This is a genomic window from Kordiimonas lipolytica (genome assembly GCF_001550065.1).
Genome location: NZ_LRUB01000002.1, coordinates 441485 through 463158, shown reverse-complemented (window position 1 = coordinate 463158; position 21674 = coordinate 441485). Strand labels below are relative to the sequence as shown.

General features: G+C 56.2%; 26 protein-coding genes and 1 riboswitch. Of the genes, 9 read left to right on the top strand and 17 right to left on the bottom strand.

Going from position 1 to position 21674, the window contains the following annotated elements; all coding sequences use genetic code 11:
• The 6 genes from KORM41_RS02345 to KORM41_RS02320 form a co-directional block, all read right to left on the bottom strand.
• Entirely contained in the window at positions 1-612 is a 612-nt protein-coding gene (locus KORM41_RS02345; RefSeq protein WP_068143962.1) for a trimeric intracellular cation channel family protein, read from the bottom strand.
• A 36-nt stretch (positions 613-648) separates the two neighbouring features.
• A complete protein-coding gene (locus KORM41_RS02340; protein ID WP_068143960.1) occupies positions 649-2106 on the bottom strand; it encodes a cobyric acid synthase in 1458 nt (485 codons plus the stop codon).
• Positions 2107-2109: 3 nt separating this feature from the next.
• Entirely contained in the window at positions 2110-2889 is a 780-nt protein-coding gene (locus KORM41_RS02335) for an ABC transporter ATP-binding protein (protein WP_068143957.1), read from the bottom strand.
• Positions 2886-3893 carry a FecCD family ABC transporter permease gene (locus tag KORM41_RS02330; protein WP_068143955.1) on the bottom strand — a complete coding sequence of 336 codons (1008 nt, stop codon included), beginning with the start codon at positions 3891-3893 and terminating at the stop codon, positions 2886-2888. The genes KORM41_RS02335 and KORM41_RS02330 overlap by 4 nt, the downstream gene beginning before the upstream one ends.
• On the bottom strand, positions 3890-4777 hold the full coding sequence (locus tag KORM41_RS02325; protein ID WP_068143953.1) for an ABC transporter substrate-binding protein: 888 nt from the start codon (positions 4775-4777) through the stop codon (positions 3890-3892). Before KORM41_RS02325 ends, KORM41_RS02330 begins: the two co-directional genes overlap by 4 nt.
• Positions 4778-4913: 136 nt before the next feature.
• A riboswitch (cobalamin riboswitch) is annotated at positions 4914-5132 on the bottom strand.
• Between the two features lie 66 nt (positions 5133-5198).
• Entirely contained in the window at positions 5199-6152 is a 954-nt protein-coding gene (locus tag KORM41_RS02320; RefSeq protein WP_068143952.1) for a homocysteine S-methyltransferase family protein, read from the bottom strand.
• Between the two features lie 148 nt (positions 6153-6300).
• On the opposite strand from KORM41_RS02320, the gene KORM41_RS02315 reads away from it, so the two are divergent.
• Positions 6301-6927, top strand: coding sequence for a TetR/AcrR family transcriptional regulator (locus tag KORM41_RS02315; protein ID WP_068143950.1), 627 nt, complete (start codon positions 6301-6303; stop codon positions 6925-6927).
• Here KORM41_RS02315 and KORM41_RS02310 read toward each other — a convergent pair.
• Entirely contained in the window at positions 6924-7397 is a 474-nt protein-coding gene (locus KORM41_RS02310) for an Lrp/AsnC family transcriptional regulator (protein WP_068143949.1), read from the bottom strand. The two genes, KORM41_RS02315 and KORM41_RS02310, sit on opposite strands and share 4 nt — an antisense overlap.
• 219 nt (positions 7398-7616) lie before the next feature.
• On the opposite strand from KORM41_RS02310, the gene KORM41_RS02305 reads away from it, so the two are divergent.
• Positions 7617-7859 (top strand): hypothetical protein, encoded by a 243-nt coding sequence (locus KORM41_RS02305; protein ID WP_068143947.1) that lies wholly within the window; start codon positions 7617-7619, stop codon positions 7857-7859.
• Between the two features lie 64 nt (positions 7860-7923).
• On the opposite strand, the gene KORM41_RS02300 is transcribed toward KORM41_RS02305, so the two are convergent.
• Entirely contained in the window at positions 7924-9102 is a 1179-nt protein-coding gene (locus KORM41_RS02300; protein ID WP_068143944.1) for an acyltransferase family protein, read from the bottom strand.
• A 183-nt stretch (positions 9103-9285) separates the two neighbouring features.
• On the opposite strand from KORM41_RS02300, the gene KORM41_RS02295 reads away from it, so the two are divergent.
• Positions 9286-10179 carry a LytR/AlgR family response regulator transcription factor gene (locus tag KORM41_RS02295; protein WP_068143943.1) on the top strand — a complete coding sequence of 298 codons (894 nt, stop codon included), beginning with the start codon at positions 9286-9288 and terminating at the stop codon, positions 10177-10179.
• On the opposite strand, the gene KORM41_RS02290 is transcribed toward KORM41_RS02295, so the two are convergent.
• Positions 10176-10634: a S26 family signal peptidase gene (locus KORM41_RS02290; protein WP_231727084.1), complete on the bottom strand. Its 459-nt coding sequence runs from the start codon at positions 10632-10634 to the stop codon at positions 10176-10178. The genes KORM41_RS02295 and KORM41_RS02290 overlap by 4 nt on opposite strands.
• Positions 10635-10738: 104 nt before the next feature.
• On the opposite strand from KORM41_RS02290, the gene KORM41_RS02285 reads away from it, so the two are divergent.
• Complete coding sequence (locus KORM41_RS02285) at positions 10739-11299, top strand: hypothetical protein (RefSeq protein WP_068143939.1); 561 nt, start codon at positions 10739-10741, stop codon at positions 11297-11299.
• 9 nt (positions 11300-11308) lie between these two features.
• Here KORM41_RS02285 and KORM41_RS02280 read toward each other — a convergent pair whose 3' ends face one another.
• A complete protein-coding gene (locus KORM41_RS02280) occupies positions 11309-11728 on the bottom strand; it encodes a heavy metal-responsive transcriptional regulator (RefSeq protein ID WP_068143937.1) in 420 nt (139 codons plus the stop codon).
• 356 nt (positions 11729-12084) lie between these two features.
• Here KORM41_RS02280 and KORM41_RS02275 point away from each other — a divergent pair, with 356 nt between their 5' ends.
• Positions 12085-13122: a GlxA family transcriptional regulator gene (locus tag KORM41_RS02275; RefSeq protein WP_068143936.1), complete on the top strand. Its 1038-nt coding sequence runs from the start codon at positions 12085-12087 to the stop codon at positions 13120-13122.
• Here KORM41_RS02275 and KORM41_RS02270 read toward each other — a convergent pair.
• Together KORM41_RS02270 and KORM41_RS02265 are read right to left on the bottom strand one after the other, a co-directional pair.
• Entirely contained in the window at positions 13119-13898 is a 780-nt protein-coding gene (locus KORM41_RS02270) for a sterol desaturase family protein (protein WP_082719679.1), read from the bottom strand. The genes KORM41_RS02275 and KORM41_RS02270 overlap by 4 nt on opposite strands.
• Before the next feature lie 174 nt (positions 13899-14072).
• On the bottom strand, positions 14073-15182 hold the full coding sequence (locus tag KORM41_RS02265) for a c-type cytochrome (RefSeq protein WP_068143934.1): 1110 nt from the start codon (positions 15180-15182) through the stop codon (positions 14073-14075).
• Between the two features lie 309 nt (positions 15183-15491).
• Between KORM41_RS02265 and KORM41_RS02255 the strand changes: the two genes are divergently transcribed.
• Together KORM41_RS02255 and KORM41_RS02250 are read left to right on the top strand one after the other, a co-directional pair.
• Entirely contained in the window at positions 15492-16343 is an 852-nt protein-coding gene (locus KORM41_RS02255; RefSeq protein ID WP_068143930.1) for a hypothetical protein, read from the top strand.
• 61 nt (positions 16344-16404) lie between these two features.
• The gene (locus KORM41_RS02250) at positions 16405-17211 is read left to right on the top strand and encodes a hypothetical protein (RefSeq protein ID WP_068143929.1); all 807 of its coding nucleotides are present in this window, start codon (positions 16405-16407) and stop codon (positions 17209-17211) included.
• Positions 17212-17265: 54 nt separating this feature from the next.
• Here KORM41_RS02250 and KORM41_RS02245 read toward each other — a convergent pair whose 3' ends face one another.
• Positions 17266-18072: a hypothetical protein gene (locus KORM41_RS02245; RefSeq protein WP_068143927.1), complete on the bottom strand. Its 807-nt coding sequence runs from the start codon at positions 18070-18072 to the stop codon at positions 17266-17268.
• 181 nt (positions 18073-18253) lie between these two features.
• On the opposite strand from KORM41_RS02245, the gene KORM41_RS02240 reads away from it, so the two are divergent.
• Entirely contained in the window at positions 18254-19033 is a 780-nt protein-coding gene (locus KORM41_RS02240; RefSeq protein ID WP_068143925.1) for an RDD family protein, read from the top strand.
• Positions 19034-19233: 200 nt separating this feature from the next.
• Here KORM41_RS02240 and KORM41_RS02235 read toward each other — a convergent pair whose 3' ends face one another.
• Positions 19234-19713, bottom strand: coding sequence for a PaaI family thioesterase (locus tag KORM41_RS02235; protein WP_068143923.1), 480 nt, complete (start codon positions 19711-19713; stop codon positions 19234-19236).
• A 92-nt stretch (positions 19714-19805) separates the two neighbouring features.
• Here KORM41_RS02235 and KORM41_RS02230 point away from each other — a divergent pair, with 92 nt between their 5' ends.
• On the top strand, positions 19806-20423 hold the full coding sequence (locus KORM41_RS02230; protein ID WP_082719677.1) for a TetR/AcrR family transcriptional regulator: 618 nt from the start codon (positions 19806-19808) through the stop codon (positions 20421-20423).
• A gap of 20 nt (positions 20424-20443) precedes the next feature.
• On the opposite strand, the gene KORM41_RS02225 is transcribed toward KORM41_RS02230, so the two are convergent.
• The 3 genes from KORM41_RS02225 to KORM41_RS02215 form a co-directional block, all read right to left on the bottom strand.
• Entirely contained in the window at positions 20444-20647 is a 204-nt protein-coding gene (locus KORM41_RS02225) for a hypothetical protein (RefSeq protein ID WP_068143921.1), read from the bottom strand.
• Positions 20648-20942: 295 nt separating this feature from the next.
• Positions 20943-21188 (bottom strand): hypothetical protein, encoded by a 246-nt coding sequence (locus KORM41_RS02220; RefSeq protein WP_068143919.1) that lies wholly within the window; start codon positions 21186-21188, stop codon positions 20943-20945.
• Between the two features lie 12 nt (positions 21189-21200).
• Positions 21201-21674 (bottom strand): DUF4279 domain-containing protein, encoded by a 474-nt coding sequence (locus tag KORM41_RS02215; protein WP_068143917.1) that lies wholly within the window; start codon positions 21672-21674, stop codon positions 21201-21203.

Sequence of the window (21674 nt, the reverse complement as noted above, 5' to 3'; positions counted from 1 at the left end):
CTAGTGCAGTGCCTGCGGCAGCGTCCAGCCCTTAACGATGCCGCCGGCGCGCATCAGGAAAGCCCCAAGCATGGCAAGCCATAACGCGATGGGTCCCGCAACACCGACATAGACCAGCAAGCAGAAAGCCCCGGCACCAAAGAAGGCGGCCGTGGCGTAAATCTCGCCTCTTTTCATCACGAACGGGATTTCGTTGCAGATGACATCACGGATGATACCGCCCGCAACGCCGGTCACAACACCCATCATGGTTGCCACAAGCATGCTGCCTGAGACGTCTAGTGCTTTTTCCGCACCCACCACGCAAAAGAGCGACAGACCGATCGCATCCGCCCAGGCAAGCCACTTCAAGCGCTTGCCATCCAGGTAGCGTGCCCCCAGAAAAGTCAGGAAAGCTGCGCCAAGTGCGATCCAGATGGTCTGCGTGCCTTCGATCCAGAAAACTGGCTGGTCCAGCATCAGGTCGCGAAGGGTTCCGCCGCCAACAGCTGGCATCAGCGCAAGCACAATAATCCCGAACAGGTCCATACCGTTTCTGACCGCCGCCAGTGCACCGGAAACAGCGAACACGAAGATGCCCGCGATATCGAAGATGGTCAGTAAATTTTCCATGGCCCTGTCCCTTGGTAGCCTTGGCTGCTCGCCTGTTTATCTGCTTGCCGCATAAAGGGCATCAAGATCAAGGTGCTTTTCAAGGGCTTCAGCCAGATCATCCAGCGTTTGGTCTACCCTTTGGCTATGATCCTGTAATGTTTCCCCTGCTTTCCCACAGCGACTGAGAAAGGCCTGCCTAAAGGCTGCTTTCTCAAAAAGACCGTGCACATATGTTCCCATCACACGACCATCTTTAGACATAACACCTAAGCTTGCCCCTCCAGAAAGAATGAAGGGGCTACCAGAGCCCATGCTAATGGTATCGCCTGTATGGATTTCGTATCCGACAAGGTCCACACCAAGCACCGGCGCGTGTGCCATCACCTCACGCACTTCCTTGTTCTTCTGCAGGATGGTCTCAACATTCAACAGGCCAAGTCCCTCTTCTTCACCGGTTGCACCTTCCACGCCGTTCGGGTCAGACACCCTAATGCCCAGCATCTGATAGCCGCCGCAAATGCCCAGCACGCGTCCACCGGTTCGCACATGGGCCTTGATGTCCAGATCCCAGCCTTCGGCCTTGAGAAACCTGAGGTCAGCGATGGTCGCTTTGGTTCCAGGCAACACAATTAGGTCCCCGTCACGCGGCAACGGTGTGCCTGGACGTATGAAAATCACCTCCACACCCGGCTCCGCTCGCAAGGGGTCCAGATCATCAAAATTGGCAATACGCGGCAGCATGGGCACGACGATGCGCAGATGGCCCTTGCGTTTTTCACTCGCCCCCTCAAGCACCACAGCATCCTCCGCCGGAAGGTCGCGCACGCAGCGCAGGAAAGGCACAACGCCAAAGTCCTGCCAGCCTGTAACTTCCGTGATCGTTTTGAGGCCGCCATCAAACAGGCGTACATCGCCCCGGAACTGGTTGATGATCACACCCTTGATCAGGGCGCGTTCCTCAGGCGGCAGCAGGGCATACGTGCCCACAACGGCGGCGATAACACCACCCCGGTTAATGTCCCCCACCAGCGCCACGGGGGTTTGGGTCGGCAGTGCGAAGCCCATATTGGCAATATCCGTGGCCCGCAGGTTCACTTCCGCCGGGCTCCCGGCACCTTCCACCAGCACAAGATCGGCTTCCGCCTTCAGGCGCTCATAGCTCTCAATCACGCGCGCGAACAGGTCCTGCTTGCATTCCTGATAGGTATGAGCCTCAGCCCTGCCGTAAACCTGACCCTGCAGCACAATCTGCGCACCTGTATCGCTTTCGGGCTTCAGAAGAACCGGGTTCATATGAACGCTTGGAGGAACGCGCGCGGCGCGGGCCTGCAGCCACTGGGCGCGGCCGATCTCGCCACCCTCTTTGGCGACGGCGGCATTGTTCGACATATTCTGCGGCTTGAAGGGCCGGACTTTCAGTCCACGATTGTGGAAGGCGCGGCACAGCCCCGCCACCAACACGGACTTGCCAACGTCAGAGCCCGTGCCCTGCAGCATGAGCGAGCGGGCCACGGCCTATCCCCCGTTTGCGGCGTGGGGCGCCAAAAACTGCTCCCCGCCCTCGGTCCATCGGGCGACCTTCACCTGGAAAGCGGTCTCGAGGTTCGCGTCGGTCAGCACTTCAGCGGGGCTACCAGACGCCAGAACGCCGCCTTGGTGCAAGAGCACCAGGCGGTCGCAGTAACGCAGGGCGAAGCTAAGATCATGCAGCACCACCAGCACACCGGCGCCACAAGCAGCCTGGCCACGCATGATATCCATCACCTGCAGCTGATGTAGCGGATCAAGCGATGATGTTGGTTCATCCGCCAGCATGAAGGGGGCACCCACCGCCATGGTGCGCGCCAAAAGCACACGCGAGCGTTCCCCGCCAGACAAAGTCGTCACAAGGCGGTCGCGCAGGTGCCAGCAATCGGTCTCCTGCATCACACACCGAATCATGGCCTGATCAGCGTCCGTCACATCCTGCCAGGGTGTCAGGTGTGGTGTGCGACCAAGCCCCACCAGGCGTTCCGCCGTTAGCGGCCAGTGGACCGGAGCGCCCTGTGGCACATAGGAAAGCTTCTTGGCGCGTTCGCGAGGACTGAGGTCCACCACATCCTGTTCGCCAACTCGGATGTCGCCCGCCTCAGGCGCCACGATGCCCAGCACCGCCTTGAGCGCCGTGCTTTTTCCCGCCCCATTGGCGCCGATCAGCCCAACCACATGGCCGGGCTCAACATCGAAAGACACGTCGCTGAGGATACGGTTGCCGCCCAGTGTGACGGAGAGGCCCGAGACATGCAGCCCGTTCATCGCATGCTCTCCCGCGTCTTGAACACGATATAGAGGAACACAGGCGCACCGATAATGGCCATCACCACCCCCAGGCGCAATTGGCCGTGGCCAATAGGCAGGCGTGTGAGGATATCAGCCAGCATCATCAGGATTGCACCCAGCAGGGCACTGGGCAACAACAAGCGGCGCGGCTCATAGCCGATTACTGCCCGCACCATATGCGGCACCACAAGCCCGACAAACCCGACCGCACCACATACAGATACCGTCGCCCCAACCGAGAGCGCAGTCCCAAGCACAACGCGCCAGCGCAAACGCTTCAAGTCAATCCCCAACGTGTGTGCCGCGTCTTCACCAAGGCTAAGGGCATTCAGGCCCTGCCCCACGCCCATCATCACAATCCAACCGGCCACGATGAAAGGCCCCGCCAGCGTCAGGTCATCAAAGGTGCGGTTCTCAAGCGAGCCCAGCATCCACATCACCATTTCCTGCACGGTCACCGGGTTGGATGTAAAATTCATAACAAGCGCGATCGCCGCCGTCGCGAGGCTCGAAATCCCGATGCCCGCGAGGATCAGCGTCAGCACGCTGGCGTCCCTTGATGCCAGCAGCATCAGGATGGCGGTAGAAGCAAAAGCCCCCACCATGGCCATCACAGGAATAGCGACCGGCGTCAGGGCCGCGAGCCCCATATAGATCGCAATCACGGCACCGAGACTCGCGCTTGCCGACACGCCAATCACGCCCGGGTCCGCCAACGGGTTCCTGAGCAGGCCTTGAAGCGCCGCCCCCGAATAGCCGAGCGATGCACCGGCCAGGATCGCCAGAAGCACCCGCGGCAGCCTGAGTTCGCGCACGATGATGGCCTCAGGGCTATCGGCTGGCCCGAACACGGCCGTCCCCACTTGCACCAAATCCAGATCAACTTGCCCGAACATTCCTGACATCAACGCGACGATCAGGATAATCGCCACGAGCGCCACATTGAGCGGCGTTCCATTCTGCCCAAGTGCCCTGATCATCGGCGGCCCTCCAGCGCTTTGGAGGCGGTCGCCACTGTTGTGGGCACAAGGCCCATACGCCTGATTTCCGCACGAATATATTCAGCGGCATCCACCATGAAGGCGCCCCCACAGGACATCATCCCACTGGGCACCATGATGGAGGGGACATCGGCTACAAGGTCGCGGAACACTGTGTGGCGCCCACCGCTCCAGTTCGAGACATGCACAGCCCCTTCTTCAAAGAAACTGCCGATCACAACATCAGGCGGCGTTATCACCAACTGCTCTAGCGGCAGAGGACCCCACCCATTGAGGCCGAGATCCTCTGCAATAGGGTCGAGCCCTGCCAGGCGGATCACATCATCCACCGAACTACCGCGACCTGCAGTGAAGCCGCTGGGCGTCATGTAGACAGCCTTCAGGGGGATCGGCGCTGCCTGCTGCAGCGCCCGGTAGCGGGCCATATAGTCCGCCATGAAGGCCTCGCCCTCGGCCTCATGCCCAAGAAGGGCCGCCACATCGGCGAAATTCTTCAGATTGGCCTCAAAACTGAGCGCATAAGGTGGCTGATAGGCCGTAATGCCGACCCGGTCAAAACGCTGGTCCATGGCGGCACTTCCGCTCCAGCTGCGCACCAGAACATCTGGCCTCAGCATCAGCAATTCTTCCGCACCGCCCTGAAGGACAGGCAGACCGACTGCGCGATTTCGGTAATAGGAACTGGGACCCTGCGCATCACGGGACACGGCGACAATGTCAGACCGGTTCGCAAAGGCCAGGACATATTGGTCGGCGCAGAAGTCCAGCCCCGCCACAGTCGGCCCCGCAGAGACGCGCGTTGGAAGCAACAGCGCGAAGCATGCTGCGATCAACCAGTTTTTCAAATGCAGGGCAAACGGCATGCCCGCTCCCGTTGTCTTTGGTTGCACAAAACCACTGAAGGGGAGCTTGCCTTATCAAGACAGGGACAATCTCCGCGCGTTTCAGCGGGATTGTCGCCATTGCGGGAGAACCGCTCTGATCAGCTAGCCCGGCTGACAGATGGGCGACGCGGTGGCAGGTCTCCTGGCTTTTGGATCATCCGCGGTTTCACCCTTCCCAGACCTTACAACGGTCCAGTGGGCCTTATTGAAACGCGTCCCCAATCACAGTTGCGGGTACAGCCACGGCATATGGTTGACAGGTCAACCTCCGTGTTCCCTCTTAGCTGCCCAACGCCTCAGACGCCGGGCCAGCACCACCTGTTCCCGCTATACTGCATGGCACGCCCCCGGGCAAGGCGCTTGTTGCCCGGGGGCGACATCAAGAATGCCGCGCGCGCCTTTATGCTGCCTTTGAAAGAGACGCACACGCCTTCGCGATGCTGGCGATATGACGGTGATCGGTGCCACAGCATCCGCCCAGCACTTTGATCTGCGGGAAGATTTCAAGAAGCGCCCGATATTGCTGGCCCAATTCTTCGGGGTTGCCGTCGTCCAGCTCTTCGGCTTCATCAAGTTCTGCATGACTGCAGCGCGATGCATTGGCCCGAAGGCCGCCGATGCGCTTCATCCAGGCGGCATCCGCTTCCAGCACATGGCCAAAATGCTCCGGGTGGGCGCAGTTGATCATATAATAGGCCGGATAGGCACCTGTTGCCGCATCCACTGCCGCAATGGCAGCCTTGAGGGCATCACCGCTTGGCAGCCGACCGTCGGTTTCAACGGTGAAGGAGATGGCAACCGGCATCCCGGCCTCTTTTGCGGCAAGGGCCACGCCTGTTGCTTCCGGAATATTGGTCATGGTGATGGCACCGATGATATCCGCCCCGGCCTCCATGAACGCATCGGCTTGAGCTTGGTGGTAGGTACGCGCCTCCTCAGCCGACATCACCTCGCCGGCCACATAGCCGTCACCGCGCGGCCCGATGCAGCCGCTGACCAACACAGGGATATCCGCGTGTGCCTGCAATGTCCTGCGCACGTCATTCATCAGATCGATCGAAGCACGATTGGCGGCAGCCAGTGCGTCAGCTGAATAGTCCAGCTTGTCGCCCCAGTCAGCGCTCGCGCGCCAGGTTGGGCCTTCCATCAAAAAGCCGCGCCCCTGGTCGATCGCGATTTCACCGTGGCGCATGTAATAAGCCTGAAGCGCCTTTTGGCCCTTTTCTGTTTTCAGAAGGTCAAACGCCGCAAAATACGGCAGATCCCATCCTTCATGGAAAATCAGCGTGGTTTCAAGCCCGCTGTCTGTCAGATAAATCAGCTCGCCAGCATTTGGCAGATTGCTATTGGTCATGGTTTTTCCTCGCGTCTGTTTTTAGTTTTCAGGCGTCCAACCATGGCGCCCGTTCGCGGCCACTATCTTTATTTGGTCATGGGCGGGCTAGTGTACTTATGGTACAGTAAAGCCAAGCCATTGATTTATATGTTTTTTGACACACGGAATGGGGCCTGTGACAGAACAGAAACAGTCAAAACGAGACCTGATCCTTGAACTTGCGGAACAGTCCGTCCTGGAAAAAGGCTTCGCCGCCACCAGTATTGATGAACTGATCGCAGCCGCTGGTATCACCAAAAGCGGCTTCTTTTATCATTTCAAGGACAAGGCGGAGCTGGCGAAGCATATGTATCTTCGCTATCTGGAGCGTGACAACAAGGCCTTTGCGGACCTGTTTGAAGCCGCAGACGCGGCCACCGACGACCCGCTTGAGCAGTTCCTGCATATGATCGACGGCCTCACAGACATGCTGCGTGACCTGCCGAAAACACACCCCGGCTGCCTGATCGCCTCCTGCACCTACCAGTATCAGCTGTTCAACAAGGAAATCCATGACCTGAACAAACAGGGCATTCTGGAATGGCGGGACCTGTTCCGGGACCGTCTGGAAGCGATTGCAGAAAAATACCCGCCAAAAGGCGAGGTGGATATGGATGTGATGGCCGACCTCCTGACCACGCTCATTGAAGGCGGCATCGTTGTGTCGCGCTCTTTGGGCGAAAAATCGGTCCTGCCGCAGCAGGTTGCGCTATACCGCGACTATCTGGAACGCGTGTTCAGACCAAACGATTAATTCGCCGTCACCTGCAGCTTGGTGGTGTTTTTCACGGCCGTCAGGGCAATGGAACTATTGATCTCGCGCACGCCGTCGATCTGCGACAAGTGGTTCCAGAAGAACTCTTCATAGGCCTGAACGTCCCTGACCCGTACCTTCAGGATAAAATCGATATCCCCCATCAGCGTGTGGCATTCGATCACCTCGGGAAAACCGCGCACCTTTTCCATGAAATCCGGCAACACATCCCGACTGTGGGCATGCATCTTCACCTGCGCAAACACCAAGACGCCAAGCCCCGCCTTTTCGGCATCCAGGATCACGGTGTGTCTGGCAATCACGCCAGCCTCTTCCATTTTCTGGATACGGCGCCAAACGGCCGAGCGGCTTGAGGCGACTTTTTCGGCCAGGTCCACCAGCGGGATTCGCGCGTCTTCCTGCAGCAAATTCAGGATACGTGCGTCAAGATCGTCAATATTGTCGGCCATAGTTTCGATTTGCCATTATTAAATGAGAAATTTTCTCACTTTATATGCTAAACCTGCGACAATAGGAACCTTTTCTCGCACCTCTTGGGCTAAATTAATCACATCTTAGACACAAAGCCGCACCCCAGAAGGGCCCGATTAGTCGGGCGGGGGCGGCGTTTTTTAGTGGAGACCCAAGTCATGGTATTGCGAGGAAATACCCGAACCCGTTTTTCCGTCATGGCGGAATATGACCCGAACACCCTGTCGCGCGTGCTGGAGCTTTTCTCGATCCGCGGTCAGGATTGCGACACCGTTTCCGCCCGGATGACGGAAGAAGGCTTCCAGTGGATTGAGCTTGATTGCTCGGACATGGACGATCATTCAGCCGGCGTGCTTCTGAACAAGGTACGTCAGATTATCACTGTGAAAAGCGCACGAATTGAAACCCTCGTGCTGCGGGCACAAAAACTGGCGGCATAACATCATGGATACACCGATTATGTAGCGGCGCGGCCATAGTGGCTGCGCCGCTTCTCGTTAACCCTCAGATCGTCTGGGCCTTGACCATTGCAGGCCTGCCAACCGGGCTCGCCGCTTTCGGCTTCAGGCCAAAAAGCGGCCGCAGCAACCCGACACGGCGGATGACATACTCATGGAGCAGCATGCATGCGCCGATGGTCCCAAACGTGACAAGAAGAAACTCAGGCACGGCGCCGAGCAGGTAAGGAGCCACCGCCACACCGATCACGATGATGACCGTCTGGTGCAGGATATAGTATGGGAATACCGCTTCCGTGAGATAGCTGAGCGTCTGACTTGGGTGGTTCAGATAGCGCTGTGCGGCACCAAAGAGTGCACAAATGACCCACCAGATATAGAAAATACGGGCCGCGCGCGCCAACTGCATGAAGACACCATCAACGTCGAGCATATCCCAATTGGCCCAAACAAGCGAAAGCGTCGCGCCACCGACAACAGCAAGCCCAAGCGACAATTTCCATTGGTGGGCAATCCCGGTCCAGAAAGCGTCACTTTTGGCAACCAACAAACCCACGACAAAATAGCTGAAGTAGCGAATATGGGCACCCCAATCACCGCGAATATCGTGCGTTTCCGGCCAGGTTACGTCAGTTGTGAAACGGTACAGCACAAACAAAAGCGCAGGCACGACCAGAACCAGCGGTGTCTGCATCAGCTGCTGCAGGCGCACGCCCGCCTTCAGCCCCCGCATCAGGGGCAGCAGCGGAATGACAAGGAGCGTATAGATCAGCACATAAAGCACATACCAAAGATGATTATAGGTGGGCGTGAACACCTGCCAGCGCTGGTCAAGATCCACATACCCCGTGTAGAAATCCCAGTATCCGGGCTCAATTGCGCCTACGCGCAGCAATTCAAAATAGGTCTGCGGCGCGACGATCACGAAAGCACCGAAAAAGAATGGAACTGTCAGCCGTTTCAGGCGCGACCAGGCGAAGCTGCCCGCACTTGCCTTGTCCGCAGCGAAACGAACTGCAATACCAGAAATCACAAACAGGAGCGACAGACGCCATGGGTTGAGCAGCATCATGGCAGGCTCAAGGAAGTCGCTTTCATAGGGGCTTTTTACGTGCCATCCCCACGTTACATAATACATGCCCACATGATAAAAAATCAGCAGGCCGAAGGCGATAACCCTGAGCCAGTCCAGGTCGTGCCGCCGGGTGTTTATTGAGTTTGTCATTTTTTCCTCGCGTCGTTTTATTCGGGTTCGCACAGAAAATCATGACACCTCCGAAACGGCCAGATGGCCTGACGCGAACCACCGCACCGGTGGGACGAGCGGCGGCTTTCTTATGCGGCTCAAGGGCCTAGTAGCCGCCGTCCTGGGACGAGCGGCGGCATATTCGGGACAAGACGCTTTGCTTTGCAGTTTCGCGACATGGCCCGCGGCGATATAGTGGCAGGCATGAAAGGGCTTCGGAAATTCTACAATGACTGCCTTCCCAGCTGGAACGAACGCTTCCTGTGGGGCGTGGTCTCGCTGGTCACGCTGGTGATTGTGGCAGTCAATGCCCTGTCGATCCTGACGGACGCAGACCGCCGCGGCGATGAGCTTGACACATACATCCCCTGGATTACCGAAGCTACAAGCGCCGTTTTCATCATTCTGCTGTTTCCTGTCGTCAGCTGGTTTGTGCGTCGGCTGCCGCTTGATGCAGACGGCATGAAGAAAGCCGTGCTCGCGCACTTGGGGCTCAGCATTGCCTTTTCTGCTATTCACGTGGCAGGCATGGTATTCCTCAGGAAACTGATCTTCTGGGGCCTGCTTGGGAAAAACTATAGCTTCCTCGACGTGGTTTGGCGGGATGCCCTTTATGAATACCGCAAGGATGTCGTGACCTATATCCTGTTCGTGTCGCTCATGTATCTCGTACAGGCACTGGTCCGGCGCGAACAAGCCCTGAAGGAAGGCACCAGCCACACGCCGGAAAAGCGCCTCGCCTTCAAATGCGGCAGCGAGCTGATCTGGATAAAGCCGTCAGATTTCCTCTATGCCAAGGCCGCCGGCAATTATGTGGAACTGTATGCAGGCAGCACCATGCATCTTGTGCGCCTGAGCATGGCACGGCTGGAAAGCCAGCTTTCCGAAGCGGGGCTGAATGTCATTCGTGTGCATCGGTCATATGCCGTCAATGCCGAAAGCATCACGTCTGTGAAGCCCAAGTCAGACGGCGACGCCGAGATCAGCCTCCGTGATGGCTCAATCGTGCCGGCCAGCCGACGGTACCGGAGCCAGCTTTCGGCAATCAATCCTTAAGGCCGCGCGCGGCCTTCTTCCTTTTCCACGATTCCAACAATGTCCTTATAGGCAATGGGCCCGACCCTGCCGCTATCAAGGCTGCCCGGATGCCCCATCAAAAGATAGTCATGCAGTTCGCCCTCAAACTTCTTCAGCTTGCGCTTGAAATAGGGGTTCAACCGGTAGGGCTTATCAAACGGCGTCAGCACATGCTCGCCATTGACATACACATAGCCTTTGTCATCGACCGACAGTATATCCCCAGGCATACCCCAGATTTGCTTGATCACCAGATTGACACTCTCGCTTGAAGTGAAGATCACAAAATCCATCCGCTGCATGTCCCGGCAGCCAGGTGGCACCGCCATCACTTTCTGGCCAGGCATCAACTGCCCTTCAAGGGACGTGCCGTGGATCTCTTTTTCAACAGGAGCACAGTCCGCGGGCGGGGCCGCAGCAAGCCATAGTGTCATAAACGCAGCTATCATCGTGGTAATTTTCCTCTCTCACGCCGCATCTTAACGGTTGCACCAAAGAAGAAAACCGCCAAAATCGGGCCAAACAAAGGAAACAAGACATGTTTGATTTCAGGCTCGTTCTCTGCGCCCTATTCCTGATGGCCTGCGGCCAGGGGCTGGCAGCGCAAGACACACCAAGCTTCCCGATACCAGACCCACTTTTTGAGGCCGAAAACGAGGACCTGGCGGCCCTCAGGACCTGGTCGCTGGATAAATGGCTTGCGGTGCGCAAAACCAACCATCCGCTGTATCACAACGCTTTGGGGCCCGCCCGGTTCCGTTCCTATGTGCATATGTGCAGGCGCCACGAACTGAACGTGAATATGCCGATCCTGAATGAGCTGGCGCTCAAGAACCTCAGCGAAATCATCATTGCACACTATGAGGAGACCGAATGGTCCAAGTTTGGCGATATGAGCCCAGAAGACGTCAGGACCTTCATCAGTGACCTGGGCCAGGACATCTACGCCTTCGAATTTGCAACATCCATTGCCGAGCGGCGGGAAACGAAAGAACGAGGGAACATGACCACCCAAGCCTACTGCGCCAGCATCGCAAAAGAAAACCAGGACAATTACATTGCCCTTAGGGCCACCGCCAAACGCCAGTTGGGCCGCTGACGACGCGATTTAGCCATCGAGGCCTGATTTGCCGTACAGATAGTTGATGATGCTGCATTCCGTAAGCGGATGCTCATCTGCCGGGCAATAGTCAGAGAGCCGCTCCAGGCTCTTTTTCATCAGCTTCAGCTTCCTCAGCTTTTCATTGATCTCCTCAAGCTTGGCGCGGGCGCGGGCGTTCACACTGGCGCAATCAGCTTCAGGGTCGTCAGTAAGCGAAAACAGCTCCTTGATCTCATTCAGCGTAAAGCCGAGCGCCTGCGCTTCCTTGATGAAGCGCACACGTTTTTGAGCGTCACCACCATACACCCGATAGCCTGACGGCATCCGGTCCGGCGCCGGTAAAAAACCGCTGCGTTCATAGTAGCGTATGGTTTCTGCGCCGATGCCTGTCGATTTAGCCAATTCCCCGATGGTCATGCCTGCCATGCCGCACTCCTTTTTCTTGAGTCGGCATCAATCATACACCTTAAAGCTTACTACAAGGTCAAGCCCTATTGTTTTCCCCAACCTTGGGCTGGTGCACTCTACCTTGAAAAGGACGGACCAGCCGGGGTGGATTGTGGGGTTAGTGTGGGAGGAGCATCACCCGACACCAGTCAGGAAGACATCCCCCAACTGATCCGTCCTTGCTTGCGAGGCTGCAAGGCATGAAAGACAAGCGGCCCGCAATGCCTGGCCGGGCTGCTTGTCGCTCAATACCTGACACCTTGCCAAATCGCCGCCAATCAATTAAGTGTCTCAAATGACATTTTCGGTCCCTTTATGCCACGTAGGAAGAAAAGATGACTATTGTGAAACCGCGGATAGATATCGTTGCGCTACCCGAAACCACGGGCTCGGTGCTCTACTGTCTGTATGAAATTCTGGATTCCGTAGGCAGCATGTGGACAGCCCTGACAGGAGAGGATACCCATATTGACGGCTTCGATGTCCGCATCGCCTCGCCTATCAAGGGCGTTTTTACCTGTGTTGGAAAAATACCGATCATGCCGGAAGCAGGCCTGGAAGACCTGCCCCCGGGCAGCGTGATCATTGCGCCTGACTTCCTGCTTGGCGATGACTTCCGCGATACCGAGCACTGGCAAGCAAGCGCACGCTGGATTGGCGAACAACACGCCCGGGGCGCCAACATCTGTTCGGTGTGCACTGGCGCGGCGCTTCTCGCGGAAGCAGGGCTTCTGGATGGCCGTGTGGCCACAACCCACTGGGCCGGGGCAGCACTGTTCGAAACAGCATACCCAAACGTCAAGCTGAAGCCTGACCTTATCTTCTCCTGCGCGATGGACGACGAGAGCATTATAACAACAGGTGGTTCCTCGTCCTGGATGGAACTGTGCCTCTATCTGATCAAGCGCTTCTTCGGCTATGAAGCAGCATCCCAAACAGCGAAAATCTACCTGCTTGGCGACAGGGCCGACGGCCAATTGCCTTTCACCGGGCCAGCACCCAAAAGGGAGCATGATGATGCCGTCATCAGTGAATGCCAGTCCTGGATTGCAGACAATTACCATGCACCACAACCAGTGACCCGAATGATTGAAAAGTCCGGTTTGGCCGAACGCACTTTCAAACGCCGCTTCACCAGCGCCACTGGCATGAAGCCTGTGGCCTATGTTCAGACCGTAAGAGTAGAGGAAGCCAAGCAACTGTTGGAAACCACGCTTCAGAGCGTGGAGGAGATCAGCGCGGCTGTCGGGTATGAGGATTCGGCTTTTTTCCGCCGTCTTTTCAAACGGATGGCCGGGGTTTCACCCGCAAAATACCGGCAAAAATACCAAGCCATCCGTAATCTGGGGAAACCTATGGCCCAGTTGGCCTAGGCCCGCCCCGCTGTCGCTTCGCTTGCGCGTGCTGTATTCGCCGGGCTCGGCCCCGCGTAGCTGGATAACACATCGAAGCCCGCGATCATCTTCGGGACCTCAAGCGACGCGCCGTCATAGAAACCCGCCTCAGGAATGATCTCTTTCGGGTTCCGGAAGGTGCCGAACAGCATGTCGATCAGCGGCACGTCGCAATAATTATATTTGTGCACGCCACGCGCATGATGCACTGAATGAGATTCCGGCCGCACGATGATATATCCCATCCAGTGAGGCGTCTTGATATTCATGTGCTGCCACGCTGTCAGGAACAGGAGCGTGAGGTTCACGACCAGTCCTGCCTCACCGCCGATACCCACAATGCCGACCAGCGCCAGGCTGCCAAAGAATGTGAAACCCACCATGTCCTGCGGGCTGAAATAGAAGGCACCCCAGATATCAAACCGCTCTGCTGAATGGTGCATCTGGTGGAAAGCGCGCCACAGGAAATTGGAGGTGTGCATGCTGCGGTGCCAGCTGTATCCAACCAGTTCCGCAACCAGAAAACCGATTAACGCCTGCTGCCAGACCGGCAGAGTTGTCAGGTCGAAGAGCCGGTGACTTGCCAGCACATCATCCCAAAGAAAAGGGGCAAATGTACCGACGGCCAGATACAGTATGAACCCGATGGCGCCACGAGTACGCCAAAAAGGCGACGCCGCATAGTGTTGACGGGGCCGAACCATCTCGACCACCGCCAGGAGGGCAAAGGTGCCCAAAATTATTAGTTCCAACATATTTGTCCTTTCGCTGTCTTTACTAGAAACAGCGGGACAATGCCGGAAAGACCTTCAACCGCGAAGTGTCCAAAATGTCACTTTCGGGTCAAATATGCCAATAATACTCAGCTCCCCTGAGGGAATGTACGGGTAGACAGGATCTTGGTTGCTAACGCAATCGCCGTGCCGCCCCTAGTCCGCCGCGACTTCAAAATCTCCGCGCATCACCGGATAGCCCATATTCATCCATCCGAAAATGCCCTCATAGAGCACAGCTGTGTTTTCATACCCACGGCGCCTAAGCTTGTTGACCACATGGTCGGCGGCAGCCCGCGGGCAGGAACAATAAGCCACAATCTGCACGTCTTTCGGCAGTTGGTCGGCCAGCTCATCGAAGTTGGTATAATAGGGGATGGGGATGGAGCCTTCCAGATGCACTCGCTGCCACACGGACGTAACCCGTGTATCCAAAAGCACCATGCGCTTCTTGCCCTGCATTGCTGCAAGCAGGTCTGTGGCGGAAACATACCGCCCCTCTGTCAGGTCAAAATCCGGGTCTTCACCATCCGGGTTGATGACATATTCATCTGGCGCGGGCATCGCCTTGAGCACAGGTTTCTGCATGCTCCAACCGCTGGCACGACTGCGCAGAAAGGCGGTGACATTATCAATATCCGCGTCGGACAGGGTTTCACCCCAGGCAGGCATTGGGGTGCCATTGCGGCCATAGCGGATGGCATATCGGATAAACTCGTCTGTATTGTGCGCCAGCGCAGACTGGTTCCCAAGCGCCGGGGCATTCACGCCCTCGCCGTTCACACCGTGGCAGCTGGCACAGTTTTCTTGATACACCACTTTGCCGCGCCGGATGTCGCCGTGCACAGGGTTGGTTGAAAGCTTCACGCGGTCGACGCCGGATTCCCAAAAAAGCCAATATGTCAGATCCCATGTTTCATCCAGCGTCAGCGGACCGCCAACCTCATCAAGGTAACCGCCCATGGCGGTGCCTTCGCGCCCATATGAAAGCGGCCTAAGGACCGCGTGCGGCACGCCTGACTGGAACAGGCTTTCACTTCTTAGGGAGGGCGCATGGTCGTTGGCATAGCCTTCGCGGTTCGCCCCGTGGCAAAGGGCGCAGTATCGTTGATAATTAGCAGCGGCCCGCTCGCTCAGCTCTGTTGTCAGCTTACGCGGAGGTGGGATCGTTTCATGGTCCTGTGCGTAAGATGACGGGTCCCAAAAGGACAGCAACAGGGCAAGCCCCAAAGATTTCACTACCATCATTCGTGCAATAGACGCCATCCAGCGCTTCCTTCTCAAAATGCCATTAAAGTTATCTGGACATAATTATCTGGGCCGATTGGGCAATTGTGCCAATTCTAATATACATCCACATAGAAGAAGGGCTGAACGTCGGTCAATGGCACTTGCGCTAACCTGTGCCTATTCGGAGGCAAATAGTTGGCAATCCAACCCAAGTCTGCCTTACCCATCTCTATTAAGGCTACGGCCATAACTCCGCCCTGTATCTCACCTGCCCGAAGGACACTAGCGCTTCCCCCTGAACGCTGTCCTCTGATATACTGACGCTTCAGTTGCACCGGAGCTCCTATGAAAAAGACATCACTGACATGGACCATAGCCATCCTTCTGGGTGCTGCCGCTGTCATGCTATTCTTGAAGGGACAATCCGGAAATATCATCGCCCCGACCAAACAGCCTCAGAACATAAAGCCCCTGCCCTTTGAGGTTGCGGAAGGCGGTGTTCAGATTTATGGGACCGCCTGGGGAATGACGCTGTCGGAGGATGGGTCGGGTTTTTACAACGAGCTGATCAGGCTGTTCCTGGACGGTTTGGAAACACCGGTACAGTATGACATCCTGCCCTACAGGCGTGCCAAGGCCTTGTTTTACCGGAACACTGAAAGTTGCCTCTATCCCAGCAACATCGACCTCCTGATGGATGGTGGTGAAATTTCTTCCGCCGATGGCTTGATCGATACCAGAGGAATACTCAACGTAAAGGTCTATGTTTTCTCCCCGCCAGGAACCGCCCCACCGGCCAGTGCTCACGACGTCGATCACCGATCCGTCGCCTATGCCATGGGATCACGGGTGCCCTTTTTCCTTCGCGGCGCCAATGCGGACTTCATCGCGGTCGCCAACGAAAGTGACAAAGCGAGGATGCTGTTGTCAGGCAGGGTTGACCTGATGACAGCTGCAATGCCCGATGCCAAGTTTGTGTTTGAGGCCATGCAGAAACCCCTGCCCCCGTTCAACCCGGAGTATGAGCTGAACAATACGCTGGCACGCGTCACCTGCCACGACACACCCAAAAACAGGGCCTTTTTGGCAGCCTTTAACACCCACGCCATGGCTGTCCTTGAGGGCGGCAAGGCACACGCCCTGATGCTGGAAAACCGCCTTGATGCAGCAAGCTACCTGCCGCAGCCAAAACCTTAAACCATTGCCTGCCAAGCCCTGTTGGCCTATCATGAATATTGGGGTCGCAACTGGACCGTTTATGATTGTAACGAGACTTATCTCAGCATTCCTTTTCCTTACCCTAACGGTAGACGTATCGGCACAGCAGGCCGATGACGCCCAAAAAAAGGCAGGGAAAATCTATGCCACTGCCTGGGGCATGACGCTCGCTGAAGATGGTACAGGTTTCTATAATGATCTGGCGCACCTGGTTCTGGATGAAATTGCCCGCACCCCGCGCTACGACATCGTGCCTTACCGCCGCGCGAACCGGATATTTGCCCAGGACAAAACGGGTTGCCACTATCCCAGCACATTGAACTATATGGCCGCCACCGGAATCGTCGATGATACGTCCGGACTCGTGGAAAGTTATTTCATGCTCCGCAGCGTGGCCCATATTTTTTCCCGGTATGACACGCCAGCGGTTTCTCAAAAAGCAGATGTGACAGACAGGGTGATCGCCTACCCAATGGGGGCGGAAGTCCCACGCCTGCTGGACGGTTTTGGCGCATCCTTCATTCCGGTCAATGACGAGAAAGGCAAAGCCGAGCTTCTGATCAGCGGCAGAGTTGAGTTGATGATCGCCTATATGCCGGATGTGCTTTTTGTCTTCCGCGAACTTGGCAAGCCGATGCCACCCTACAATCCGTCTTTCACTATCAATGACGACAACATTGCCATTGTTTGCCACCGCACAGTGGAAAACGAGGACATGATTGCCCGCATCAATGCCCGCATCAAAACACTGAGAGACAGTGGCGAACTGGCCGCTTTCCTTTCAGCCCGAGGCATTGACCCGACCTATTATCTGGGCCCGCTGGAGCGCAAGACGCTGGGGCATTAATGGGTTTCTCCGGAACCGGTCCTGCGCTTCAGCACAAGAGCAGCTGTAAGCCGCCTATGCGAATATTTCCTTGATCCCGCTGCTGCTTGCCTTCACAGACGGCAGGTTGCGGTACCAAGCCGCAATCAAGCTGGGGGTAACAATCACATTCAGGTAAAGCGCTACAATCGCCCCGATCAAGGCCACGAGCCCCATGATGGCAGAAAGGTCGTCGCTACCTGTCATGACCTGCCACTCGATGCTTCCAAGTGCTGTGTACAACAGTTCAGACCCGATCAGAAAACCCGCGAGCAAGATCACCAGCGTGAGTGAAACTCTGGTGGGCATTTCGCGCCAATCTGGACTGGCCAACCCATCTGCCCGGCGCGCCAGGCGCCTTAAAAACCAAAAAAGTGCAATGACAGAAAGCGACACGTCAAAGAGGCTTTGAGGCACCATCATAATGATATATTCGCGCGTCAAATCCCCGTCAGGCATCCAGGTGGATACGAACGCACTTGGCATTGCCATCAGCATAAACACCGGCACCCCGGCGCGCACCATCAGGCCATTAGGTATCTTCCCGGCCCGGCTATTCCCGGCCAGCATTTTTCCCACTAGAACCATATATGCGAGATAGTTGAGCAGCCACCCCAACCAATTGAAAAGAAAGATATCAAACCGCCAGCCGGGTTCGGGCTGAACCTCAAAAATCGGAACGCCAAACAATTGAAGCACGCCGCCGATGGCCAAAAGGGAGAAGACCATCACAAAACAGACGATGACAGCCCGACTCCACACACGAGCAAACAGTCGCCCGGCGTCGCGCAGTATCAGTGAAACCATGCCTTCTGCATTGGCCTTACCACTATGTCCTGTCATTCCAGTTTCCCTCTCCCGTATATCACCGCACGTTACTATCACGCCCACGCTTTTGCGATCATGAAATCAAAGCGATACAGGATGTCAATTCGTGTTAACAAAACACTCATTATGCTGTAGAGGGATAAATACAAGCCTGCGCTAAAGAATGCAGGTAAAGATGTAGACTGTAGGGGTGGCGGTGAAAAAGACAGTTTTGAGGGAAGCGCCTTGGTTTGGGCAGGTATCCGCCTTCGCGATTGATGCAGTTATCGGGTTCATTGGTGTATTTGGCCTGTTCAAACTGGTTTTTGACCGCAAGCCCGATGTCTTGACCGGCTTTGACTTCACCATGATTGTGGCGCTTAATGCCCTTCTGTTTGCCTTGCCGGCACTGATGATGCATGGAAGCACAATCGGTGCCCGCCTGTTGGGCTACCGTGTCACGAAAGGCGGCGCAGCCCCTGTCAGCTGGGCCTCCCTGGCCAGGGGCCTGTATTTCTTTCCCTTCGGGGTTATCATTATCAGCTTCCACCTGCCGCTGAAATTGTTCCTGCAGGATCACGCGCCCTTCGACCCCATTTTTGGCCTGCGCCTCAAGATGAAGAAGACCGTGGATCACCCCATTCAGGCGCCGTCATCTGAACCCAAAGAGGGGAAAAAAGCGGATGAGCAGGAAATGATATTTGGCACACGCCAGGCCGAAATTGGCGACGCCCGCCACGACCTGGAGAAGGCCCTGGGCATCAAGCTGGTGGAGAAAGAAAGCAGCTTCTGGGGAACCTATTTTGCCTGCAATGCTTACGGCAGCAGCCAGATGATGCTACTTCCGAATGATGTAGGCCTTCCAGACAATACGGACCCCAACATCGCAAAGAAAGCAGACGACTTTCGCGCCATTTTCCATGTAAATGCGAAGGGTTCGAAATCAACCTTGATCGGCGACTTGATGGCCGCCACGGAATTTCAGCGCATCTCGTGATCTATCCTTCGCCAAGATAGAAAGCAGCCGAAAAGAACAGGGCGGTCAAAAGCGCCCACAGAATGGTCGATATAGTTAGTTTCTCGCGTCGCGTGCCTGTCCCGTCCGACATAAGTCATCCCCCAAAACCAGTTCTCGACAAGAAATAACCATAGGCGTTCCCGCCTGCCTTGGGAACAAAAAACAATTAAAAGTTTATTTTATACTGGTAAAATAGTAGCCGCCCCGACGGCAATCAACTTTTGTTTTCCGTCACTTACCGCGAAAACGCGGCTCTCGACAGCCACCAGCCTCTTGTTGACTTTTACAACCTCACCCCGCGCCATAAACTCATCACCAATTCCCGGGGCAAGCAATTTGACGCTATAGTCGGCAGTCACAACATCGCCCACAACGCTCGCGGCAGCAGCAGCCGAGACATTGTCTGACAGGAAACCGATGATCCCGCCATGGACAAAGCCATGATGCTGCGTCAGGTCTTTCCGAAAAGGCATCCGTACTTCGCACACGCCCTCCTCGCACGTCAGAACTTCACACCCGGTCCAGCGCGTGAAGGGTGAAACCTGCACGATAGCTCGCATCGTTTCCGTTGTCGCAACGGTGCGTTCAGCTACCATCTCTACCGCTTCTCTGGCTCCATGCTGGTATCCGGCTTCGCTGCCAACTGCTTCCTGTGTCATTTTTCCATCCTCGATAATTGTTGATTATATAGACTGATCTGTATAACTTTTAACCAAAGTCAAGCCCAAGAGTCAAATTTCGGGAATTTTCCATGAGCAACGCCATAGCCGAAAAGCCAGAATCCAAGCGAAAAAAGACTGCTCAAAACCGCTCAAAGCATGAGGCTGCCCTTATTCATGCTGCGGCTGTATTGTTCCGCAAGCAGGGCTATGCCGCCACCGGAACAGCAGAAATATTGAAACGGTCCGGCGCGCCGCGTGGATCGCTTTATTATTATTTCCCGGAAGGCAAGGAGGCCATTGGCGCCGCGGCCCTTGAGGCCGCCAGCAAGGTTGCCACACGCACTTTCCGCGAACTGGCAGGTTCGGCCGAAAGTCCGGCCGATTTCGTGCAGGCTTATGCGGCGCTGCTGTCTCAGTGGATGGAAAAGTCTGGCTTCACTGACGGCTGCCCGGTCGCAACGACAGTTCTTGAGACAGTACCTACTTCCGATATCATCACCCCGGTTGCAAAAGCGTCTTTCGGGCACTGGCAACAAGCCATAACAGATATGCTGTTAAGCCATGACTGGCCTCGTGCCAGGGTCCGGGCGACAGCCACATTGATTCTGTCCGCGTTTGAAGGGGCGCTCATTAGCGCGCGCGTGGAAAGGTCGTCCCGCCCTATTCTGGACGCAGCCGACGAACTGTCTATTCTATTGAAGGTGTAGGCCCGAACACGCGCGAAGGGTCAATCAACCAATTGATCGTCCGTCTCGGACGGCTTCGCCCAAACCCAGCGGGCAAAGCTAAGCACAACAAAGAAGAAAACGATGCCAACAGGCGCGGCATCAACCATCAGGAAAATGGTACAAGCAACAAACAGCAGCAACAAAACCAGCTTGGCAAAGGTTTCGGCCGCCGTATCTGCGATATCAAAAAACTTGTCGCGCATTCCCCACTCCCGATTGTCATTTTAGCCCATTCGACGGTGAGGCAAAGATTTGGTGAAGTGGAATCTGCTTTCCCAAGCTCACTCCACAACTGACTGCTGCAAATCGGCCACAGGACTCTGGCTGAACCTAAAAAAAAGCCCCTTCGCGGAAGCGAGGGGGCTGAGGATTGGCGCCGGTTTAAGGGGAGGATGCCGACGCCAGGGGATTCCTGATGGCCAAAGGGGAGGCCGGGGGAGGAATCAGGGGCTAAAGAAACTCAATCAATGCACTCAGTGATGCCAGCAAGGCAGGCATCTAGTGATGACCCATCTGGCTTGCGCTTTGGCGCCAACCGGCGACAACCACAACTTCACCAAGGCTGTCGAACGCGTCGGCGTCCAGCTCCAGCAGGGTGGAAGCACCGCCACGAATGCTTGGAAACTCGGCGGTATAGACACGCTGGTGAGTGAGGCCAGACCCGATGATCGCGCCCTTAGCACCCTTCTTCAGGTCGAACTGCTCAACATCCCGCGGCAGCATTACGTCATGAAATTTTTCCATCGTCTGTCTCCGTTAATTATCATTATCCTGGGCATGCGTGAGGTCATGCAAATCGACCTCCAACGTCACCCCAAGCGCCGCCATGCGGCTCATCTGTTCAGGGCTCAGGGTCAGAACCGGCACCCGGTGGTAAGCATAGGCCGCGACAAACACATGCGCGCCTTCCGCCCACTTCTGCACTTCATCTTCCTTGCCTTCCAGGCGGTCGAGAAGCGCGTCAATCTGGTCCGCGAGCGTTGTGTTGGCAGCAGGGAGGCCACTGTCGAGCCGCCAGATATTATGGCTATTGAGCGCCTGGTGCGTAAGCACGCTATGGTGTTCGCCTTCCGGCGCCTCAGGCTCGCCCTTGCGCGTGACAAGACTTGGAAAGACGCCCAAGGATTTTGTCACCGCGTCGGGTGAACTTTCCTGTGTATCAATCTCCAGGCTCACGCTGATCTCGAAATCAGGGTGGTCTACGGTCATGTCATACGCTGCACTGGTCAT

Excerpts from the sequence above, each read along its gene's own strand:
- KORM41_RS02345 (WP_068143962.1), bottom strand. The coding sequence starts at position 612 with ATGGAAAATTTACTGACCATCTTCGATATCGCGGGCATCTTCGTGTTC.
- KORM41_RS02335 (WP_068143957.1), bottom strand. The coding sequence starts at position 2,889 with ATGAACGGGCTGCATGTCTCGGGCCTCTCCGTCACACTGGGCGGCAAC.
- KORM41_RS02330 (WP_068143955.1), bottom strand. The coding sequence starts at position 3,893 with ATGATCAGGGCACTTGGGCAGAATGGAACGCCGCTCAATGTGGCGCTC.
- KORM41_RS02325 (WP_068143953.1), bottom strand. The coding sequence starts at position 4,777 with ATGCCGTTTGCCCTGCATTTGAAAAACTGGTTGATCGCAGCATGCTTC.
- KORM41_RS02320 (WP_068143952.1), bottom strand. The coding sequence starts at position 6,152 with ATGACCAATAGCAATCTGCCAAATGCTGGCGAGCTGATTTATCTGACA.
- KORM41_RS02315 (WP_068143950.1), top strand. The coding sequence starts at position 6,301 with ATGGGGCCTGTGACAGAACAGAAACAGTCAAAACGAGACCTGATCCTT.
- KORM41_RS02310 (WP_068143949.1), bottom strand. The coding sequence starts at position 7,397 with ATGGCCGACAATATTGACGATCTTGACGCACGTATCCTGAATTTGCTG.
- KORM41_RS02305 (WP_068143947.1), top strand. The coding sequence starts at position 7,617 with ATGGCGGAATATGACCCGAACACCCTGTCGCGCGTGCTGGAGCTTTTC.
- KORM41_RS02300 (WP_068143944.1), bottom strand. The coding sequence starts at position 9,102 with ATGACAAACTCAATAAACACCCGGCGGCACGACCTGGACTGGCTCAGG.
- KORM41_RS02290 (WP_231727084.1), bottom strand. The coding sequence starts at position 10,634 with ATGACACTATGGCTTGCTGCGGCCCCGCCCGCGGACTGTGCTCCTGTT.
- KORM41_RS02285 (WP_068143939.1), top strand. The coding sequence starts at position 10,739 with ATGTTTGATTTCAGGCTCGTTCTCTGCGCCCTATTCCTGATGGCCTGC.
- KORM41_RS02280 (WP_068143937.1), bottom strand. The coding sequence starts at position 11,728 with ATGGCAGGCATGACCATCGGGGAATTGGCTAAATCGACAGGCATCGGC.
- KORM41_RS02275 (WP_068143936.1), top strand. The coding sequence starts at position 12,085 with ATGACTATTGTGAAACCGCGGATAGATATCGTTGCGCTACCCGAAACC.
- KORM41_RS02270 (WP_082719679.1), bottom strand. The coding sequence starts at position 13,898 with ATGTTGGAACTAATAATTTTGGGCACCTTTGCCCTCCTGGCGGTGGTC.
- KORM41_RS02265 (WP_068143934.1), bottom strand. The coding sequence starts at position 15,182 with ATGGCGTCTATTGCACGAATGATGGTAGTGAAATCTTTGGGGCTTGCC.
- KORM41_RS02255 (WP_068143930.1), top strand. The coding sequence starts at position 15,492 with ATGAAAAAGACATCACTGACATGGACCATAGCCATCCTTCTGGGTGCT.
- KORM41_RS02250 (WP_068143929.1), top strand. The coding sequence starts at position 16,405 with ATGATTGTAACGAGACTTATCTCAGCATTCCTTTTCCTTACCCTAACG.
- KORM41_RS02245 (WP_068143927.1), bottom strand. The coding sequence starts at position 18,072 with ATGACAGGACATAGTGGTAAGGCCAATGCAGAAGGCATGGTTTCACTG.
- KORM41_RS02235 (WP_068143923.1), bottom strand. The coding sequence starts at position 19,713 with ATGACACAGGAAGCAGTTGGCAGCGAAGCCGGATACCAGCATGGAGCC.
- KORM41_RS02230 (WP_082719677.1), top strand. The coding sequence starts at position 19,806 with ATGAGCAACGCCATAGCCGAAAAGCCAGAATCCAAGCGAAAAAAGACT.
- KORM41_RS02225 (WP_068143921.1), bottom strand. The coding sequence starts at position 20,647 with ATGCGCGACAAGTTTTTTGATATCGCAGATACGGCGGCCGAAACCTTT.
- KORM41_RS02220 (WP_068143919.1), bottom strand. The coding sequence starts at position 21,188 with ATGGAAAAATTTCATGACGTAATGCTGCCGCGGGATGTTGAGCAGTTC.
- KORM41_RS02215 (WP_068143917.1), bottom strand. The coding sequence starts at position 21,674 with ATGACCAGTGCAGCGTATGACATGACCGTAGACCACCCTGATTTCGAG.